Source organism: Phenylobacterium sp. P4_E10 (assembly GCF_056401675.1).
The window spans coordinates 21,810-39,005 of the sequence record NZ_JBFUIW010000003.1; the positions used below are offsets into that span (position 1 = coordinate 21,810).

At 68.1% G+C, this 17,196-nt stretch carries 14 protein-coding genes; 10 read left to right on the forward strand and 4 right to left on the reverse strand.

Annotation, left to right across the window (positions count from 1 at the left end; all coding sequences use genetic code 11):
* Positions 1–79 precede the first annotated feature (79 nt).
* The 4 genes from AC1DQJ_RS03980 to AC1DQJ_RS03995 are packed head-to-tail and all read left to right on the forward strand — an operon-like array spanning position 80 to position 4,999.
* Entirely contained in the window at positions 80–1,063 is a 984-nt protein-coding gene (locus tag AC1DQJ_RS03980) for an ornithine cyclodeaminase family protein (RefSeq protein ID WP_477600497.1), read from the forward strand.
* Entirely contained in the window at positions 1,060–2,358 is a 1,299-nt protein-coding gene (locus AC1DQJ_RS03985; RefSeq protein WP_477600499.1) for an APC family permease, read from the forward strand. Before AC1DQJ_RS03980 ends, AC1DQJ_RS03985 begins: the two co-directional genes overlap by 4 nt.
* Positions 2,358–3,308, forward strand: coding sequence for an ornithine cyclodeaminase family protein (locus AC1DQJ_RS03990; protein ID WP_477600501.1), 951 nt, complete (start codon positions 2,358–2,360; stop codon positions 3,306–3,308). Before AC1DQJ_RS03985 ends, AC1DQJ_RS03990 begins: the two co-directional genes overlap by 1 nt.
* On the forward strand, positions 3,308–4,999 hold the full coding sequence (locus AC1DQJ_RS03995) for a M61 metallopeptidase family protein (RefSeq protein WP_477600503.1): 1,692 nt from the start codon (positions 3,308–3,310) through the stop codon (positions 4,997–4,999). The genes AC1DQJ_RS03990 and AC1DQJ_RS03995 overlap by 1 nt, the downstream gene beginning before the upstream one ends.
* On the opposite strand, the gene AC1DQJ_RS04000 is transcribed toward AC1DQJ_RS03995, so the two are convergent.
* A complete protein-coding gene (locus AC1DQJ_RS04000; RefSeq protein ID WP_477600505.1) occupies positions 4,996–6,483 on the reverse strand; it encodes a S10 family peptidase in 1,488 nt (495 codons plus the stop codon). The genes AC1DQJ_RS03995 and AC1DQJ_RS04000 overlap by 4 nt on opposite strands.
* A gap of 337 nt (positions 6,484–6,820) precedes the next feature.
* Between AC1DQJ_RS04000 and AC1DQJ_RS04005 the strand changes: the two genes are divergently transcribed.
* The 5 genes from AC1DQJ_RS04005 to AC1DQJ_RS04025 all read left to right on the forward strand — a co-directional run bounded on the left by AC1DQJ_RS04005 (position 6,821) and on the right by AC1DQJ_RS04025 (position 13,321).
* The gene (locus AC1DQJ_RS04005) at positions 6,821–8,296 is read left to right on the forward strand and encodes a S10 family peptidase (protein WP_477600507.1); all 1,476 of its coding nucleotides are present in this window, start codon (positions 6,821–6,823) and stop codon (positions 8,294–8,296) included.
* A gap of 68 nt (positions 8,297–8,364) precedes the next feature.
* Positions 8,365–10,392, forward strand: a complete 2,028-nt coding sequence (locus tag AC1DQJ_RS04010; RefSeq protein ID WP_477600509.1) for an amidohydrolase family protein — start codon at positions 8,365–8,367, stop codon at positions 10,390–10,392.
* Positions 10,393–10,410: 18 nt separating this feature from the next.
* A complete protein-coding gene (locus AC1DQJ_RS04015) occupies positions 10,411–11,082 on the forward strand; it encodes an alpha/beta hydrolase family protein (protein WP_477600511.1) in 672 nt (223 codons plus the stop codon).
* A 107-nt stretch (positions 11,083–11,189) separates the two neighbouring features.
* Positions 11,190–12,416: an AGE family epimerase/isomerase gene (locus tag AC1DQJ_RS04020; protein ID WP_477600513.1), complete on the forward strand. Its 1,227-nt coding sequence runs from the start codon at positions 11,190–11,192 to the stop codon at positions 12,414–12,416.
* Positions 12,416–13,321 carry a carbohydrate kinase family protein gene (locus AC1DQJ_RS04025; RefSeq protein WP_477600515.1) on the forward strand — a complete coding sequence of 302 codons (906 nt, stop codon included), beginning with the start codon at positions 12,416–12,418 and terminating at the stop codon, positions 13,319–13,321. The genes AC1DQJ_RS04020 and AC1DQJ_RS04025 overlap by 1 nt, the downstream gene beginning before the upstream one ends.
* Here the strand turns inward: AC1DQJ_RS04025 and AC1DQJ_RS04030 are convergent.
* From AC1DQJ_RS04030 to AC1DQJ_RS04040, 3 genes are all read right to left on the reverse strand, one after another.
* Positions 13,318–15,360, reverse strand: a complete 2,043-nt coding sequence (locus AC1DQJ_RS04030; protein WP_477600517.1) for an amylo-alpha-1,6-glucosidase — start codon at positions 15,358–15,360, stop codon at positions 13,318–13,320. The genes AC1DQJ_RS04025 and AC1DQJ_RS04030 overlap by 4 nt on opposite strands.
* On the reverse strand, positions 15,254–15,733 hold the full coding sequence (locus tag AC1DQJ_RS04035; RefSeq protein WP_477600519.1) for an SCP2 sterol-binding domain-containing protein: 480 nt from the start codon (positions 15,731–15,733) through the stop codon (positions 15,254–15,256). The genes AC1DQJ_RS04030 and AC1DQJ_RS04035 overlap by 107 nt, the downstream gene beginning before the upstream one ends.
* 227 nt (positions 15,734–15,960) lie before the next feature.
* Positions 15,961–16,422: an outer membrane lipoprotein gene (locus AC1DQJ_RS04040; protein WP_477600521.1), complete on the reverse strand. Its 462-nt coding sequence runs from the start codon at positions 16,420–16,422 to the stop codon at positions 15,961–15,963.
* Positions 16,423–16,625: 203 nt separating this feature from the next.
* Between AC1DQJ_RS04040 and eco the strand changes: the two genes are divergently transcribed.
* The gene (eco, locus tag AC1DQJ_RS04045; protein WP_477600523.1) at positions 16,626–17,138 is read left to right on the forward strand and encodes a serine protease inhibitor ecotin; all 513 of its coding nucleotides are present in this window, start codon (positions 16,626–16,628) and stop codon (positions 17,136–17,138) included.
* The last annotated feature ends 58 nt before the right edge of the window (positions 17,139–17,196 follow it).

Sequence of the window (17,196 nt, forward strand, 5' to 3'; positions counted from 1 at the left end):
CGACCCCGCGCGCGGTCGGCGGCGCTGGCCCACCCACAGGGCCGGCGCCGTCACCCTTACATTCTGGGAGCAAGTACCGATGAGTGCGGTGAGGGAAGGGGACGGCCTGAAGGGTCTGGTCGTCTTCGATGCGGCGCAGGTCCGCGAAAGCCTCACCTACGAGGCCGCCATCGACGCCGTCCGTGAGGCGATGATCGCCCTGTCCGACGGCCGCGTGCGGCAACTTCTGCGCAGTTTCATCGGCCTTGGCGAGGGCAAGACCTTCGCCCTGATGCCGGCCGCCATGTCCGAGCGCGGCGTCTTCGGCGCCAAGCTGGTCAGCGTCTATCGCCATCCCGACGGCTCCAAGGCCCATGAGGGCGTGGTGCTGCTGTTCGATCCCGCCAGCGGAGCCCCGGTCTGCCTGGCCGACGCCGGGGAGGTGACGGCGATCCGCACGGCCGCCGCCAGCGCCGTAGCGACTGACGCGCTTGCGCGGCCGGATGCAGAGATCCTGGCCATTCTGGGAACCGGCCGCCAGGCCGCCGCCCACGCCATCGCCATCGCCAAGGTTCGAGACCTGAGGCAGGTCCGTATTTGGGGCCGATCGCCCGAAAGGGCTGAGGCTTTCGCCCTCGAGCTGGCCAAGACGGTAGGCGTCGAGACGCGGGCCATGCCGCTCGATACGGCCTTGGCCGATGCGGACATCGTCTGCACCGTCACCTCGGCGACCGATCCCATCGTCAGCGCCGCACAGGTCTCGCCGGGAGCGCACATCAACGTCGTCGGCTCGAGCGGACCAGGCCAGGCCGAGATCGCCAGCGACCTGGTCGCCGTAGGCCGTTTCATCGTCGATCATCGCGAACATGTGCTGGCCCATGGCGGCGAGTTCCTGCGCGCAAAGGCGGCCGGCGTCGTCGGCGACGACCACATCGCCGGGGAAATTGGAGAGGTGCTGGCCGGCGCGCTGCCTGGCCGCACCTCCGCTTCGCAGATCACGATCTACAAGTCGCTCGGCCATGCCGCACAGGATCTGGCTGCGGCGGCTTGGCTCTATCAGCACGTCACGGGAAAGCCTCTATGACCGACGCCACCGCCCACCTGAACAAGGGGGTCGACCTGCTGGCCGTTGTGGCCCTGGGGCTCGGCACCGCCGTCGGCGTGGCGATCTTCTCGGTCATCGCGCCCGCCACCGCGCTGGCCGGCCCAGGGATGTTGCTGGCCGTGGTGGTCGCCGCCGTGCCGATGTTCGTCATCGCCATGACCTACGCCTTCATGGGCTCCGCCTTGCCGACCTCCGGGGCGTCGTTCGAGTGGTCGCGGCGGTTCATCCACCCGTTCGTCGGCTTCCTGATTGCCTGGCTGCGCATCGTCAGCAACGTCGGCGCGATGCTGATCCTCGCCCTGGTGATGGTCCGCTACCTGTCGATGGTCATTCCGCTGCCGACCAAGCCGACCATGCTGGCCGCCTTCGCTCTGTTCTTCCTGGCCAACTACTTCGGCGTGGCCCTGGCCGCGCGACTTCAGGTGATCCTGATGGGCGCGCTGGTGGTGCTGTTCCTGGTGTTCTCCGCCTGGGGCGCGCCGCACGTGCGGGCCGAGGAATTCACGCCGCTGCTACCGCACGGAACGGCGGGGATGCTGGCGGCGATCCCGCTGTTGATCGGCTTGTTCTTCGGCATCGAGGCGGCGACCGAGATCGGCGACGAGGTCAAGGACAGCCGGCGGACTATCCCGCTGGGCATTGGCCTGTCGATCCTCACCGCCGTCGGGCTCTATCTGATGGTGGGCGTCGTCGCGATCGGCGTGATTGGTCCCGAGGCGCTGGCCAAGAGCGAGACGCCGCTGCTGGACGCGGCCAAGCCGTTCATGGGGCCGATCGCGACGCCGCTGATCGTGCTGGCCGCCGTGGTCGCGATCGCCAAGTCGATCAACTCGCTCTACCTCGGCTTCTCGCGCAGCCTGTTCGCCATGGCCCGCCAGGGCATGCTGCCCTCGGCCCTGGCCAAGGTGCATGAGAAGCACGGCACCCCGCACTTCGCCCTGCTGACCATTCTGGGCGCGGCTACTCTGGGCCTGCTGGCGCCGATGAACCTCACCAGCCTGTTCCTGGCGGTGAACATCCCGACCTTGCTGAAGTATGCGGCCACCTGCATCTCGGCCACCGTGGTCGTGCGCAAGCATCCGGATATCTATGAGGGAGCGCGCTTCAAGCTCTCACCGGGCGCGACGGTCGGCTGGGCCTATGCCGGCTGCGTGGCCGCTCTGGTCGTCGCCGTGCTGGGCTTCCAGGCCGACTGGATGCCTTACGCCGCCCTGGCGGTCTGGGCGGCGATCGGGATCGCGTACTACGCCATCGCCCCGAGGAAGGCGATTTGATGCGGATCATCGATCGTGAAGAGGTCGCCCGGCGGCTGACCTACGACCTGTGCATCCCGATCGTGCGCGAAGCGATGATCGCCTTCTCGACCGGCGAGACCAGGCAGCTGCTGCGCTCGATCATCCCGCTGGCCGAGGGCCGGATGTTCGGGATCATGCCCGGCGCGCTGGGTGAGAACGCCCCGTTCGGGGCCAAGGTGATCAGCGTCTTTCCCGAGAACTTCGCCAAGGGGCTGCAGTCGCATCAGGGCCTGATCGTCCTGTTCGACCCGGAGACCGGCGTCCCGGTCTGCGTGGTCCACGCCGGAGAGGTCACGGCCATTCGCACGGCGGCCGCCAGCGCGGTGGCGACCGACGCCCTGGCTCGCCCTGACGCCACTCGATTGGCGCTGCTAGGCTATGGCGAGCAGGCGGCGACCCACGCCCGCGCCATCGCCAAGGTGCGGCCGCTAGAGGCCATCAGCGTATGGGGCCGCTCGCTGGAGCGGGCCGAGGCCTTTGCGCAGGCGATAGCCGCCGAACTGGGCGTTCCGGTGCAGGCCGCAGGGGACGTCAGGGACGCCGTTGCAGCAGCCGACATCATTTGCACCGTCAGCGCGGCGAAGGACCCGATCCTCAACGGCGCCTGGGTCGCGCCGGGCGCGCACGCCAACGTGGTCGGCTCGAGCTATGCCGGCCCGGTCGAGATCGACAACGAGCTGGTGGTTCGCGCCCGCTTCATCGCCGACAGTCGCGAGGGCGTGCTGGCCCAGGGCGCCGAGTTCCTGAACGCCAAGGCCGCCGGCCTGATCGACGACAGCCATCTGGTCGGCGAGATCGGCCAGGTGCTGGCCGGTCAGATCGAGGGCCGACAGAGCGCCGATCAGGTGACGATCTACAAGTCGCTCGGCCACGTGGTGCAGGACCTCGCCAGCGCCTGGGCGCTCTACAAACATACGGAAAACACTTGATGCGTAAGCGTTTGTGCCTCGCTGCGAGCCTGCTCGCCACGGTCAGCCTGGCCTCGATGGCGCAGGCGCAAGAACGGCTCGAGGTGGTGTTAACGCCCGGCGCCGCCGACCAGCCTGACGGCATCGGCCATGTCGACGTGACGCTCAAGATTGCGGGCGTCGATGCGCCGGCCGGGGCTCCGCTGCTGGGGCTGCCCGTGGTGATCGCCAACACTGCCACGGTCGCGACCACGTTGCAGAACCTGCGCGCCGTCGATGCGTCTGGCGAGGTTCCGCTGACCTTCAAGGACGATCCGGCAGCCATCGCCTATGGCCGGCACTGGATTCCTGGCCGGCCGGTGAAGGGCGAGCTGACCGTCAGCTACCGCGCGCCGATCGACAATACGCCGCCCAAGCGCGGCTCGGGCCCGCCCTACCAGCTGCGCACCGAGGGCGGCGGGCTGTCGGGCGTCGGCAACACCTTCATCCTGATCCCCGAGAGCCAGAAGCCCTACGACGTCAGCCTTCGCTGGGATCTGAAGAACCTGCCGGGTTCGAGCGCGACCTCCAGCTATGGGGAGGGCGACGTGGCGATGGGCGTCGGGTCGGCCGGGCGGCTGATGTCGACGGTGTTCATGGCTGGGCCGATGCGCCGCTATCCTCAGGTCGCCAAGGGCGGCTTCTCCGCGGCCTGGCTGGGAACCCCGCCGTTTGACCCCGCACCGGTGATGGACTGGACCCAGCAGTTGCACACCTGGATGATCGGCTTCTTCCGCGATCCCAGCCAGCCGCCCTATCGCGTCTTTCTGCGCTACAACCCGATCAACGCTGGGGGCGGCGCGGCGCTGACCAACTCGTTCCTCACCACCTATGGCAAGACCGGTTCCGGCGAGGCGCTGAAGGGCACCTTGGCCCACGAGATGATCCACACCTGGACCGCGGTGGATGGTCCCGGCCAATGGTTCGGCGAGGGCAACGCCGTCTTCTACCAGGCGCTGCTGCCGATGCGCGCGGGCCTGCTGTCGCCGGATGGGTTCCTCGAGGACCTGAACGAGACCGCGCGGCGCTACTACGCTAACCCGCTTAACAACACGCCCAACGACCAGATCGCACCGCGCTTCTGGGAGGACACCCGCATCCGCGTGCTGCCCTACGATCGGGGCGCGATGTACTTCGCCGTGCTGGACGGCAAGATCCGCAAGGCGTCGGGCGGCAAGCGGTCGATCGACAACCTGGTCATCGAGATGGTCGAGCGCGAGCGGCGCGGCGAGCCGACCGGCGAAGACGCGTGGCTGGAGCTGCTGAGCAAGGATCTCGGCGCGGACGGCCCGTCGTCCCACGCAGCCATGCTGCGCGGCGAGCTGATGCTGCCCGAGCCCGGCGGCTATGGCCCGTGCTTCACGCGGACGACGGGCAAGGTCCGGCGGTTCGAGCTCGGCTTCGAGCCGAAGTCGCTGGTCGGGGACGTCAAGACCGTCCGCGACCTGCAGCCGGAGTCGGAGGCGGCGAAGGCCGGGCTGCGGAACGGCGACGTGGTGACCTACGCGCAGGCGTTGGACGGCGTGCAAAGCGACCCCGCTCAGAAACTGACGCTGCAGGTGACGCGGGATGGAAAGACCTTCCCGATCAGCTACTTGCCGCGAGCCGAAGAGGTCCAGGTCTACCAGTGGAAGCGCGTGCCCGGCGTGCCGGACACGGCCTGCATCCGCTAGCGCTTCGTCACGAACGCCCGCACGTCGTCGGAGAAGGCCTTCAGGGCCTCTTCGTTGGTGTAGGCCATGTGGCCGCCCTCATAGTCCTTGAGGGTGACGCGTTCGGGCGGCAGCACGCCGCGCGCCTTGAGGTAGCGGGCGGGGCCGATGGTCGTGGTCGTGTCGTAACGGCCAGTCCCAATCATCAGCCGGAAGTCGGGATTGGCCTTGAGGGCGCGGCCGAAGTTAGCTTGGTAGTCGAAGTCGTTGAAAGGACCGCCGATTCCGCCGGTCGGCGACCACGCCCAGCCGTCAGTGTCGGGGGCGAACGAGCGGTAGTCAGCCATGGGCAGGGTCACGCCAAGCTGCTTGGTCATGTAGTCTTCGAGGGCGGGGCGAACCATGTCGCCGACCTTGTCGAACGGATCGGTGCGGCGCTGGCCGGCGGCCGGGGCAGGGCCGAGGTAACGGGCGTCGTAGGTCCCGACCACCTGGCCCCTGTCCTTGAGCAGTTCAGTGACGAAGGTCATCTTGCTGATGATCAGGTCGTGGGCCAGATAATAGCCTGAGCTAATGCCCGTAAACGCCTCAAGGCGTTGAGCTATCCGCGTGCGTTCTGCCACCGGAAATTCCGAGCCCTTGAGTAGGGCCGGTAGGTACTCGTCCATCCCGAAGGCGTAGGCCTCGTCGATGAAGGCGGCGATCGGCTTGCCGCCGGTGTCGGCCTTGCCGTGATAGGCGGCGACGGCGGCCAGGGCGGTGATGTTGGTTGCGTAGGAGAGCGGATTGCCGGGACGCTGGCTGGTCTCGATCATATTCACCGCCTGGCCCATCAGGATCACGCCGTCGAGCGGCGCGGTCTTGGCGAGTTGGCCGGCCATGATGGCCGCGCGAATGGTGCCGTAACTCTCGCCGAGCACGTATTTGGGAGAGGCCTCCCGGCCGTTGGCCTTCAGCCACGCCTCGACGAACTGCGAGACCGAGCGGGCGTCGCCTTGGGCGTCGTAGAAGTCGGCGCGCTTCCCAGCCGGCAGCACACGGGTGAAGCCGGTCTCGGCGGGATCGATGAACACCAGGTCGGCGGCATCGAGCAGCGAGTAGCTGTTGTCGACCACCTTGTAGGGCTTGGGAATCTCGGCGTTGACGTCCTGCGGCGGCGAGATCCGGCGCGGACCGAACGCGCCCATGTGCAGCCAGGACGAGGACGAGCTGGGGCCGCCGTTGAACATGAACAGCACCGGTCGCGTGGCCGGGTCCTTCACCCCGTCGCGGAGGTAAGAGGTGGTCACGAAGCGGATGGTCGGCTCGCCAGCGGCGTTGCGCAGCACGGTCTCACCGACCGTCGCCGTATACTTCACCTTCTGGCCGTTGAAGACGCCGCTGTGACGGGTGACGAAGGCCTGAGCGGCGGCCGTTTCGGCGGTTGCCGGAGCCGTCTGGGCGTAGGCCTGGGGAGCGCCGGAGCAGAGGAGGGCGATGGCGAGGGCGACGGGCTTCAGGCGCACGCGGAATGTCTCCAACTGACGATCTATCGTCAGGTTAAGCTGGGCCGATCGCATTATCTTGCCGATCTGGACGCGACCGCATCGCAGCCGCGGCCGGATTATGCAGCTGCTCAAGGCTGCGGCGCATGGACCATGCGATGCTGACGCGATCCCTGCCTGAAGCTATCCAAGCGCGACCGAGCCTTTCGGCGCCTATCGGCGCAGAGGCATAAGCTATTCGGCAATTTCACCAAACCGGGACTAGGCCATGTGCGGCAGGACGTCCGACCGGCGCAGTTCGCAAAGATATTCTGCGCCGGGGGGCTATCTTAGGCCCTGTCACCTCGGGGGAAGAAATATGCGAACCAGCCTGCAGGCGCTTCTCCTCGGAGCCAGTCTGGCGGCCACCCTCGCCGGCGCCAGCGCGGCCCAGACGGCGGCGCCCGCGGCCGTCGCCGCAGCGCGCGCGCCGGTCGTCGCCGAGACCCGTCACACCGGGACGTTCAACGGCCAGAAGATCGCCTACAAGGCCATCGTCGCTGAGACCTTCCTTCGCGACGCCGCCGGCGCACCGACCGGATCTCTGGTCACCACGGCCTATGTCCGCACCGACGCCAAGGACCCGGGGCGGCCGGTGCTGTTCCTATTTAACGGCGGGCCTGGCGCCTCGACGACGCCGCTGCACTTCGGCGCGTTCGGCCCGAAGAAGCGCACCGAGGACGGCCCGAACCAGCGGATGGTCGACAATCCGGACAGCCTGCTCGATGTCGCCGACCTGGTGTTCATCGATCCGATCGGCACCGGCTACAGCCGCCCGTTCCCCGGCATCGACGGCAAGCAGTTCTGGAGCCGCACGGGCGATGCGCAGTCGGTGAAGACGGTCATCCAACAGTGGCTGCAGACCAACGGCCGCGAGGCCGCGCCGCGGTTCGTCCTTGGCCAGAGCTACGGCACCACTCGGGCGGCGCTGCTGACCAAGATCGGCGGAGACCTCAAGCTCGACGGCGTGCTGCTGTTCGCCCTGGTCGGAAACCCGTCGGGGCTGGAAATGCCCTATGTGACGACGCTGCCGACCTTTGCGACGACGGCCTGGTATCACAAGAAGATCGACCGAGCCGGACGCTCCGTTCAGCAGGTGCACGACGAGGCGGTGGAGTTCGCGCGGACGCAATACGTCACCGCCCTGATCCGCGGCGCCAGCCTGCCCAAGGCCGAGAAGCGCCAGGTGGCCGAGAAGATGTCGGCGCTGATCGGCCTGCCAGCCGAGTTCATTCTCGCCAAGGACCTGCGGCTCAGCCGGGAGGACTTCATGTTCAACCTGCTGAAGGACCAGGGGCTGCGCACCGGCCAGCTGGACGGCCGGGCGACGGCGCGGCTGGACGCCCCGCCCCAGCGCCCGCCCTACGACGATCCGGGCATGGGCTTCGCGGAGCCGCGTCCGCCGGGCCCGGCCCCGAGCGGGATGCTGCCGGTCGCCAAGGGGCTGTCGCCGCTGGAATCCTACTTCAAGCAGGATCTGAAGTTCCGCACGGCCGAGACCTACAACGCCCTGAACCTGGACGTGAACAGCGCCTGGGACCACGAGGGCATGACCGACGTCAACAGCTTCATCGGCAAGGCTATGCAGGCCAGCCCGAAGATGCGGCTGTTCTGGGCGGCCGGCTACTACGACGTCACCACGCCGCCCTATGGCGCGCGCTATGCGCTAGATCAGGCCGGCGTGCCGAGCGAGCGGCTGACCGCGGCCTTCTTCGACGGCGGCCACTCGGTGTTCACCGACCCGAGCAACCACGCGGCGCTGAGCGCGGCGGTGCGCAAGTTCCTTCGGCCGTAGTGGAAACCGGGATGACACCTTGCGCTGCGCACCCCTCTCGATCGACCTCTCCTAGAAAAGTCCCCCCGATGTTTTCAGCTCGTGTCTCACTCATCGCCTTGACCCTGGCGGCTGGCCTGGCCGGCCCGGCGGCCGCCGAGGTCCAGCGTTTCGTGGTCATGGCCAATGGCGAGAAGGTCGGCCACCTGACGGCCGACGTGCAGGGGCGTACGGCCTCGGTCGACTACGCGGTCAGCAACAACGGCCGCGGCCCGAAGGCCAAGGAGCAGATCCAATTCGACGCCGCCGGCGTGCCGGTGAACTGGTCGATCGACGGCTCTTCGCTGTTCGGCAGCCCCGTGCAGGAACGCTTCGCCTGGGCCGCCGGCAAGGCCGAATGGACCAGCCAGGCCGACAAGGGCGAGGTCGCGTCGGCCAAGCCGATCCTCTACGCGGCCAACGACGGCAGCCCCTGGATGCTGGGGACCTATGTGAAGGCGCTGCTGAAGGCGCCCAACCACACCCTGCCGCTGGCCCCGGCCGGCGAGATGCGCCTGAAGGAAGTTCGCACCCTGACCCTGGGCGAGGGCAAAACGGCGACCCCCGTGACCGTCTACGAGCTGTCGGGCATCGACCTCGACCCGAGCTACGTGCTGGTGGACAAGAAGGGCGAGCTGTTCGGCACGCTGGGCGGCGGGCTGATCCGCGAGGGCGCTGAGGGCTTCCTGCCGACCCTGCAGAAGGTCAGCCAGGAGATCGCGCTGCAGGAGGCGCGAGAGGCCCAGACCAAGTTGGCCCACCGCTTCGAAACGCCGGTGCGGATCACCAATGTCCGGGTGTTCGACCCGAAGTCGATGACCGTGGGCGCGCCGTCCACGGTGATCATCTATCGCGACCGGATCACTACGGTTGAGCCCTATCAGGCAGGCGCGGCGGTTCCGGCCGGCGAAACGGTGATCGACGGGCAGGGCGGCACTCTGATGGCCGGCCTGCACGACATGCACTCGCACACCACGCTGTCGTCCAACCTGTTCAACCTGGCGGCCGGGGTCACCGCCACTCGAGACCAGGGCAACTACAACGAGGAACTGCTGGGCTGGCTGGAAGGCCTGGACACCGGCAAGCTGGCTGGGCCGCGGATCATTCGCAACGGCTTCCTCGAAGGCCGTAGCCCGTATTCGGCCCGACACGGGTTCATCGCCGACAGCCTGGAAGATGCGCTGAAGGACGTGCGCTGGTACGCCGACCACGGCTACTGGCAGATCAAGATCTACAACTCGATGAACCCTGATTGGGTGGCTCCGATCGCCGCCGAGGCCCATCGCCTGGGCATGGGCGTGACCGGCCACGTGCCGGCCTTCTCCTCTGCCGACCGGGTGATCAAGGACGGCTACAACGACATCGCCCACGTCAACCAGCTGATGCTCGGCTGGATCCTCGATCCGAAGGAAGACACCCGCACGCCGCTGCGCCTGACCGGCATGGCGCGCGCCAAGGACCTCGACCTGAGCTCGGCGAAGGTCCAGGCCACGGTGGCGGCGATGAAGGAAAAGGGCGTGGCGCTGGATCCCACCGCCATGATCCTCGAGCGGCTGATGCTGTCGCGCTCGGGCCAGGTGCAGGCGGGCGACGCGCCCTATCTGTCGCATGTGCCGATCGGCTACCAGCGCTACCGCAAGCGCAACTTCGTCACCATCAACAACCCGCAGCAGGACGCCGACTATCAGGCCGGCTACGCCAAGGTGCTGGAGGTGCTGAAGATGCTCGACGACAACGGGATCCAGCTGCTGCCGGGCACCGACGACGGCACTGGGTTCTCGGTCCACCGCGAGCTTGAGATCTACGTCAACGCCGGCATCTCGCCGGGCAAGACCCTGCGTCTGGCCACCCTGGACAGTGAGAAATACTTCGGCCGCGACCACTCGCTGGGCTCGATCGAGCGCGGCAAGCTGGCCGACTTCATCCTGGTGGACGGCGACCCGACCGCGGACATCAGCAACGTCCGCAAGGTGCGCATGACCATGGTCGGCGGCGTCGCCTACTATCCGGCCGAGATTTACGACTACCTGAACATCAAGCCGTTCGCCGCGCCGCCGCCGGTGACGCCGGCCAAGTAAGCGGGTTAGTCTGATGCGATGAACGCCGAACCCGTCGTCATCGCGCCGGATGCGGACCGTAGCATCTCTGGGCTCTGGCAGGGGCCGCCTAACGCTAAGGCGGCCCTGGCGCTGGCCCACGGGGCTGGGGCCGGCATGACGCACAAGTCGATGGCGGCGATCGCCGACGGCCTAGCCGAGCGCGGCATCGCGACCCTGCGCTACAACTTCCTCTACATGGAGCGCGGCTCCAAGCGGCCGGACTCTCCGGCGCTGGCGCATGAGGCGGTACGGGCGGCCGTGGCGCAGGCCGCGCAGCTAGCGCCGGGCCTGCCGTTGCTGGCCGGGGGCCGCTCGTTCGGCGGTCGGATGACCTCGCAGGCCCAGGCGCAGGCGCCGCTGCCCGGCGTGCGCGGCCTGGTGTTCTTCGCCTTTCCACTGCATCCGCCGGGCAAGCCTGGGGTCGAACGGGCCGACCATCTGCAGCAGGTCGAGGTCCCGATGCTGTTCCTGCAGGGCTCGCGCGATGAGTTCGCCCAACTTGATCTGCTGGAAGCGACGGTCGCGGGGCTGGGCGCTCGCGCGAGCTTGAAGCTGATCGACCAGGCCGACCACAGCTTCCACGTGCCGGCCAAGTCCGGCCGCAAGGACCCTGAGGTGCTGGCCGAATTTCTCGACGCGGCGCGCGACTGGGCTGTTGGGCTGACCTGAGGGAACGATCCGATGCGCGACTTGAAGCTGGCCCAGCCGGAAGAGGTGCAGGCCCGGACCCAGACCGTGATGGCCGACGCCATTGTGCGCGCGCCGGGCGCGGTCTGATGGCGCCGGCCGGCAAGGAATGGCGGAGCCTGGCCTCGCATCGCGCCTGGCTGGACGCCGAGGCGCGCGGGCTGCTGGAGTTCGCTCGCGGAGCCCGGCTCGATCGAGGCTTCGGATGGCTGGGTGACGACGGCGCGCCGCTGGCCGGCATGCCGCAGCCACTGTGGATCACCGCGCGCTTCACCCATGTTTTCGCCCTCGGCGCGCTGATGGGGCAACCTGGGTGCGCCGTCCTGTGCGATCACGGCGTGCGGGCGCTGCTCGACGACTTCGCCGACCAGGAGCATGGCGGTTGGTACGCCGAGCTGAGCGAGGGCAAGCCCAGCCGCGCCGACAAGGAGGCCTACGCCTTCGCCTTCGTCATCCTGTCGCTGTCGAGCGCAGCGCTGGCCGGAAGGCCGGGCGCGCGCGAGGGCCTCTATCCGGCCCTGGCCATGGTCGAGCAATACTTCTGGGACGAGGCGGTCGGGGCTTGCCGCGACACCTGGGATCCGGCCTGGGAGGTCTGCGAGGCCTATCGCGGCGCGAACGCCAACATGCACATGGTCGAGGCGTTCCTGGCCGCGGCGGACGCCACCGGCGACCCGCGTTGGGCGGCGCGGGCCCTGCGGATCGCCGATATGGTGATCAACCGCTTCGCCCGTGAGCACCAATGGCGGGTGGTCGAGCACTTCGACGCGGCCTGGACCGCCTTGCCTGACTACAACGCCGAGACGCCGGACCATCCGTTCCGTCCGCCGGGCGCGACGCCGGGGCACGGGCTGGAATGGGCGCGGCTGCTGCTCGGCCTGCAGACCGCGCTGCCCGATCCGCCAGGCTGGTTGCTGGAGGCCGCGCAGGGATTGTTCGGCCGGGCGGTGCAGGACGGTTGGGCTGCACCCGGCGGCTTTGTCTACACGACCGATTTTGCCGGCGCGCCGCTGGTCGATCGGCGACTGCACTGGGTGGTGACCGAGGCCATCGGCGCCGCGGCGGCCCTGCACGCGGCGACGGGCGCGGACCTCTACGAAGCCTGGTACCGGCGCGCCTGGGATTTTGCCGACGAGCACCTTCGCGATCGCGCCCACGGCAGCTGGCGTCACGAGTTGAGCGCCGATCTGGTTCCGGTCGCCGGGACCTGGTCTGGCAAGCCGGACATCTACCACGCCCTGCAGGCGGTGCTGATTCCGCGTCTTCCGCTGGCGGGAAGCATCGCCGGCGCGCTGGCGAGCGCAGGCGTCCGCTGATGGGCCTGGTGGTCGTCGCCGGGGAGGCGCTGGTCGACCTCGTGCCGCAAGGCGACGGCGCCTTGGCCAGCTTGCTCGGGGGAGGACCTTTCAACACGGCGCGAGCCGTCGCCCGGCTCGGCGCCCGCACCGCCTTCATCGGCTGCGTCTCTTCCGACCGGCTGGGAGAGCGGATCGCGCAGGCGCTGGCCGCCGACGGGGTCGCCCTGGCCGAGCAGCTTCGTACCGAGCGCCCGACCAGTCTGGCCATGGCGGAGCTCGACGCTCACGGCGCCGCCACCTATCGGTTCTACTTCGCGGGCACTTCGGCCGAGCAACTGGATCCTGGCTTGGCGCTGGGCGCCTTGCCGGACGAGGTCGCCGCCTTGCACGTCGGCGGGCTGGGACTGGTTGTGGAACCGATGGCCGACGCTGTGGAGGCTCTGGTCGGGCGACTGGCGGGCAGGGCGCTGGTCATGGTCGACCCGAACGTGCGGCCGGCGGTGATCGCCGACATGCCGGCTTATGCGGCGCGGCTGGGGCGCATCGTGCGGAGCGCCGATGTGGTGAAGGTCTCTGAAGAAGATCTGCAAGTGCTCTCGCCTGGGGTTCCAGCACAGGAGGCGGCTAGGGCGCTGCTGGCCAAGGGGCCAAAGCTGGTGCTGCTCACGCTCGGCGAGAGGGGCGCGATTGCCTTCGGCGCCTTCGGCGCGCGGACGGCGCTGGCGCCCAGGGTGGAGGTGGTGGACACCATCGGCGCTGGGGACAGCTTCTCAGGCGCCTGGCTGGCGCGGTGGCTGCAAATGGATCGGCCGCTGGACGACGTCGAGGCGGTCGATGACGCCACTGGCTTCGCCTGCAGGGCCGCGGCCCTGTCCTGCACGCGGCGCGGGGCCTCGCCGCCGACAATGGCTGAAATCGGCTAGCTGGCGCTCGGCCGCGCCCGACCGAAGGCGTCACGGCGCCCCCAGACGCCTGGAATGTCGAGCAACTCGATATGGGCCAGGGTTTCGGGCAGGGAGGGATCGACGATCAGGTGTTTGCTGTCGGACTCCAGGCCCAACAGCGTGCGGAGCAGCAGCAGCGGCGTACCGGTGGCCCAGGCCTGCGGACTGCAAGCGGTCGGATATTCGACCGGATACCTCGTCACGCCACGGCCATAACCGGCAAAGGCCTCAGGCAGGCGGGAGTCGAACAACACGGCGGCCTCCAGCATCGCAAACGCGATCCGCGCGGCTTCGGCCCGGTAGCCGTAACGGCGCAGCCCCCAGGCGATGAACGAGTTGTCGTGCGGCCAGACGGTGCCGACATGATAGCCGATCGGATTATATGAGCCCTCGGTCTGGGCCATGGTCCGCACGCCCCAGCCCGAGAACAGGGCCTCACTCATCAAGTGGGCGACGCAGTGAGCGGCCTTGTCCTCGTCGGCGATGCCGCTCCAAAGCAGGTGGCCAATGTTGGAGGTCAGGGAGTCGATCTTGCGCTTGTCGCGATCCAGGCCGAGCGCGAAGAACCGCCGCTCGGGGATCCAGAAGTCTTCATTGAAGCGCCGCTTCAACTCGGCCGCCTGGGCTTCGAGCACGTCGGCCCAGGCCGGGTCGCCCCAGACGCTGCGCGCCAGCCGCGCGGTCCGCAGCTTGGCGTCGTAGGCATAACCCTGGAGCTCGCAGGTCGCCCGAGGCGTCGGGGCCAGGGTTCCATCGGCGAACGCGATGGAGTCGCCGGAATCCTTCCAGCACTGGTTTTCGAGCCCGTTGGGATTGCGGCGCTCGTACTCGATGTAGCCGTCGCCATCGCGGTCGCCGTACTTGTCGATCCAGTTTACCGCCGCGCGCGCCTCATATTCCAGCGAACGGACGAGTTCCTGATCTCCGGTCCAACGCTCGTATTCCTCGAGAAGGATCAGGTAGAGCGGGGTGGCGTCGGCGGTGCCGTAGTAGGGCGAGTGCGGCGTGTCCTGGAAGGCGGTCATCTCGCCGAACCGCAGCTCGTGCGGGATCTTCCCCGGCTCGGCGTCCCGGAAGGTGTCGTGGGCCCGCGACTGTAATAGCCCGAGGATCCGCAGGGTGGTGGCGGCGAGCCCCGGCGCGAACGGGATCGCCTGGAAGCTCGTCAACAGGCTGTCTCGGCCGAATATGGTCATGAACCACGGCAGCCCCGCCGCCGGCAGAGCGCCGGGCAGCACAGAGTTGCGGATCCGCAGGGCCGCCAGGTCGACCAGACTGCGTTTGTAGATCTCTTCCAGCGGCTGCCAGGACGATGAGAGCGTGGGCGCATCGGCCACCCATCGCTGAAGGTTGTCGGTCAGGTCGGGGCGCAGTTCGGGGCCGAACCTTGGGATGAGGCGCGGAGGGTTCGGGCTCTCCGGGTTTCGCACCGCAACCACTTCCAAGGCGGTCGACCAGTGCGAGCGCGGCTGCAGTCGGGCCCGATAGGTGAAACCACCCTCGCTTACTTCCGCCGTCGCCGTGCTCGTCACCTGGGTCTCGCGCCAGTAGTCGCCGCGCCGGTAGCCCAGGGTCAGTTGGCCGTCCGCCTCGATCTTGCGGTAGAGTTCGCCCTTCTTGTTGAGCTGTTCCTTCACCTCGAAGAGGTCGGCAAAGTCGGCCGCCACCTCGATTCGGATGTCCAGGTCGATCGGTTCCTTGTCATGATTGACCAGGAACAGGACCTCATGCATCCCGCCGCCGCCGACCGAACGTTGCCGCGCCACGGTCAGGTGCGAGTCGACGTAGACCGCGCCGGTGGCCAGGGCCAGAAAGTGATGGGCCCGATAGTAGGAGGTGTCGTCGACCGAGAGCACGGTCGGACGCACGCCGTTGATGGTCAGCACCCAGCGCGACAAGAAGCGTGTGTCGTCAAGAAACAGGCCGTGATTGTCGGTGGGCGTCGCCTCCATGTCGCCCTGCCGGTTGCTGACGATGAATTCGTTGCCGTCCAGAATGCTTACGGTGTCGGACAGCATGACGTTCAGCTCCGGTGAGGGGGTTGCTCCAGGGCGAGTCAGCTTGCAGGCCCAATAGGATGCGGAGAGCGAGCGCAGTGTCGCCGCTGACGCGGACCCGGCCCTGAAGGTGCGCGACAATCGGGTGGAGCTCGCCGCTGAGCAGCGCCTGCAGCACCGCCTCGTTGTCGAAGGTGGCGGTGGCGACGGCGTCTCCGTCGGAGGCGACGACGACTACCCCGTCCTCGATATCCAGCACGCCGACAGGTTGATCGACGATGCGCAGCTCCATTCGTCCCGTGACGCCGCCAAGCCCCGCCGCGCGACCGCGCCGGGCTGACCAATGAAGCCCCGGCCCGGGCGGCGAGGCCGGGTCGGTCGTGGGATTGTCCATGAGTGACCTCCAGGTCACTGGGAGGCGGCGGAACGGCCGCCGCAGACGGCGCCGAACGCCCCGTCGAAGCACCTCAGACTACCATTTGAGATAACGGTGTTCAACGAAGTGCGGGTTCAAACCCAGCCGCGCCTAAGGGTGCTGCGGCGCTGAGCACGACCGCGCTTCAGAACGACAGATGGCCGCCGTGGGGCGGCGGCCATCTACCGAGTGAGGTCGCGTGGAAGCTAGCGGCTGACGCGCGTGTTCTCGCCGTTGCCGATCACCTGGACGCGATCGCCGATCCGGAAGTCATTTGGGGAGCCTGGCTGCACGATCGCGATCGTGGCGCCAGAGTCGAGCCGAACCGTCAGTTCGAGGCCCGCGGTGCTCTGCGAGCCCTGAAGCGCGCTGCCCAGAGCGCCCCCGGCCACAGCGCCGGCGACGCCGCCGGCGACGTTCGCGGCCGTCCCACCGCCGATCTGGCTGCCCGCAAGGCCGCCCAGGACGGCCCCGGTCGCCATGCCAAGTCGGGTCTCGCCGGGCCGAATGTTGACCGGGCGGATATTCTGAAGCGTGCCACCCTCAACCGTCTGCGGGCGCATGGTTTCAGTGCGGCTGAAGCTGTTCGGCGAGGGTTGTGGCGTACAGGCGGCGAGCAGGGCAGAGGACGCGATGATCGGAAGGCTGAACCAGTAGAAGTTGGTCATTGTCGGCATGTCTCCACGACGTGCTGCGCACTATTGGCTGGCAAGCGGCGGCGATGGCTCTCCCAGGCGTTCGGAGTGAACCGCGGGCGGGCGCACAACGCTATCGGGTAGAATGCCCAAACGTTTCTAGGGCGATCACGCCAGCCCTCAGCGGGCAACATTTCGGAAGCTTCGTCGTTGTGTTTTCCAAGAGGGAGCACGCCATGATCCGATCGAGCTTCAGTCCACGGAGGCTTAGCGGGTCGCTCTGCCTCTTAGCTTGCGCAGCCCTCATGTCGCTCGCAGCCCAGGCGCAGGCAGAGTCGAGACCTCGCCCGCCGGTCAGCGATTTGGCGGCGTTTCCGCCGGCGCCGGCCGGGCAGGTGCGGCGGGTCATCCGCCTTCCCCTGGAGCGTGACGAGAACGCCCTGCGCGTGGGAGTGGTCGTCGGCCGCACGATGTTGGTCGACTGCAATCGCCAGATCTTGCCGGCGCGGATCGAGGAACGCACGGCGGAAGGGTGGGGGTTCAACTACTACGTCGTCACCGCCAGCGGCCCGCCAGCCAACACCATGATGGCCTGTCCGAACAACGCGCGCACCAAGCAGTTCGTCCGTGCCGGCGACGAGCCGCTGCTGAGGTACAACAGCCGCGTGCCGCTGGTGATATTCGCGCCCACCGACGTCGAGGTTCGCTATCGGATCTGGCGGGCGGGACCTGAGGTCATAGCGCGATGACCAGCGCCGATCGGCAGCGTCGCTCGCTCGTCGGGTTCAATTTGCGCCTTCTGCTGCT

Coding starts and splice junctions, on each gene's coding strand:
- AC1DQJ_RS04025 (WP_477600515.1), top strand. CDS start 12,416: ATGGGCCTGGTGGTCGTCGCCGGGGAGGCGCTGGTCGACCTCGTGCCG.
- eco (WP_477600523.1), top strand. CDS start 16,626: ATGATCCGATCGAGCTTCAGTCCACGGAGGCTTAGCGGGTCGCTCTGC.
- AC1DQJ_RS04005 (WP_477600507.1), top strand. CDS start 6,821: ATGCGAACCAGCCTGCAGGCGCTTCTCCTCGGAGCCAGTCTGGCGGCC.
- AC1DQJ_RS03980 (WP_477600497.1), top strand. CDS start 80: ATGAGTGCGGTGAGGGAAGGGGACGGCCTGAAGGGTCTGGTCGTCTTC.
- AC1DQJ_RS03995 (WP_477600503.1), top strand. CDS start 3,308: ATGCGTAAGCGTTTGTGCCTCGCTGCGAGCCTGCTCGCCACGGTCAGC.
- AC1DQJ_RS04010 (WP_477600509.1), top strand. CDS start 8,365: ATGTTTTCAGCTCGTGTCTCACTCATCGCCTTGACCCTGGCGGCTGGC.
- AC1DQJ_RS04020 (WP_477600513.1), top strand. CDS start 11,190: ATGGCGCCGGCCGGCAAGGAATGGCGGAGCCTGGCCTCGCATCGCGCC.
- AC1DQJ_RS04040 (WP_477600521.1), bottom strand. CDS start 16,422: ATGACCAACTTCTACTGGTTCAGCCTTCCGATCATCGCGTCCTCTGCC.
- AC1DQJ_RS04015 (WP_477600511.1), top strand. CDS start 10,411: ATGAACGCCGAACCCGTCGTCATCGCGCCGGATGCGGACCGTAGCATC.
- AC1DQJ_RS04035 (WP_477600519.1), bottom strand. CDS start 15,733: ATGGACAATCCCACGACCGACCCGGCCTCGCCGCCCGGGCCGGGGCTT.
- AC1DQJ_RS03985 (WP_477600499.1), top strand. CDS start 1,060: ATGACCGACGCCACCGCCCACCTGAACAAGGGGGTCGACCTGCTGGCC.
- AC1DQJ_RS03990 (WP_477600501.1), top strand. CDS start 2,358: ATGCGGATCATCGATCGTGAAGAGGTCGCCCGGCGGCTGACCTACGAC.
- AC1DQJ_RS04030 (WP_477600517.1), bottom strand. CDS start 15,360: ATGCTGTCCGACACCGTAAGCATTCTGGACGGCAACGAATTCATCGTC.